1 protein-coding gene and 1 pseudogene are annotated in these 1,098 nt (G+C 64.5%); both read left to right on the forward strand.

Annotation, left to right across the window (positions count from 1 at the left end; all coding sequences use genetic code 11):
• Positions 1-2: 2 nt before the first annotated feature.
• A complete protein-coding gene (locus EOA28_RS36605) occupies positions 3-440 on the forward strand; it encodes a cytochrome c-type biogenesis protein (protein ID WP_189342403.1) in 438 nt (145 codons plus the stop codon).
• 194 nt (positions 441-634) lie between these two features.
• A pseudogene (locus tag EOA28_RS36610) lies at positions 635-1,098 on the forward strand (S1C family serine protease); the annotation flags it as partial.

The following is a 1,098-nucleotide window of genomic DNA, read 5'->3' on the forward strand; positions in this document are numbered from 1 at the left end:
CGCTGATCCTTCTGCTCGCCTTGGCGTTTACGGGCGCGGCGCAGGCGGTGAAGCCTGATGAAGTGCTGCAGGACCCGGCATTGGAGGCGAGGGCGCGTGCGCTGTCGGAAGGCCTGCGCTGCATGGTTTGCCAGAACCAGTCGATCGACGAATCCGACGCCGATCTGGCGCGCGACTTGCGCATCCTCGTGCGCCAGCGCCTCGTCGCCGGCGACACCGACCAGCAGGTGATGGATTACATCGTCTCGCGCTATGGCGAGTTCGTGCTCTTGAAGCCGCGCTTCAGCCTGCGCAACGCGCTTTTATGGGGCACGCCGGTGCTCCTGCTCCTGGCCGGCGGCCTCTTCATCGTGCTGAGCGCCCGCTCGCGCCGCCCGACGTCGGACAGCACTCTCAGCGCCGAGGAAAAGGCGGCGCTGGACAAGATGCTAAGCGATTAGCGCCATCACCGTGCTTGGCGATTGACTGTATCCGTCTTCGGGCGCTCCGCACGTCCGTGGTCCTCGTCGCCAATCCCCAACATTACAAAACTTTCATGTACCGGAAATGGCGCCGTAATGTGCGCCTCTCTAATCCTCTTGCCCGAGGATGCTTCGCCTGAGCGCATCCGCATCGATAGAGGATAAGAAACCCGATGAATAATGCCCCCAATTCATATTCCCGCACCCGAAAGCGCCTGATGGCCGCCGTCGCTTCCCTGGCCGTTGTCGGCACGATCGGCGCGGGCATGCTCGCGACCGGCACCGCCCCCGTGCTGGCCGAAGCCGTGCGCGTCGAGGCCCCGCAGATGCCGAGCTTCGCCGATGTCGTCGAGCATGTCTCGCCGGCGGTTGTTAGCGTCAAGGTCAAGGCCAAGATCCAGCCGACCGCCGACGACGGCTCGGACGATCAGGGCGGTTTTGACAACCTGCCCGACAACCCGCAGCTGCGCCGCTTCTTCAAGGAATTCCGCGGCTTCGGCGACCAGGGCCAGGGCGGCCAGTTCGGCATGCGCCGCTTCGGCCATCGCGACCATGGCAATGGCGAGCCACGCCCGGTTGCCCAGGGCTCGGGCTTCTTCATCTCGGAGGATGGCTATCTCGTCACCAACAACCATGT

Origin of the sequence: Mesorhizobium sp. M2A.F.Ca.ET.067.02.1.1, assembly GCF_004023285.1 — a bacterium.
GTDB lineage: Bacteria > Pseudomonadota > Alphaproteobacteria > Rhizobiales > Rhizobiaceae > Mesorhizobium.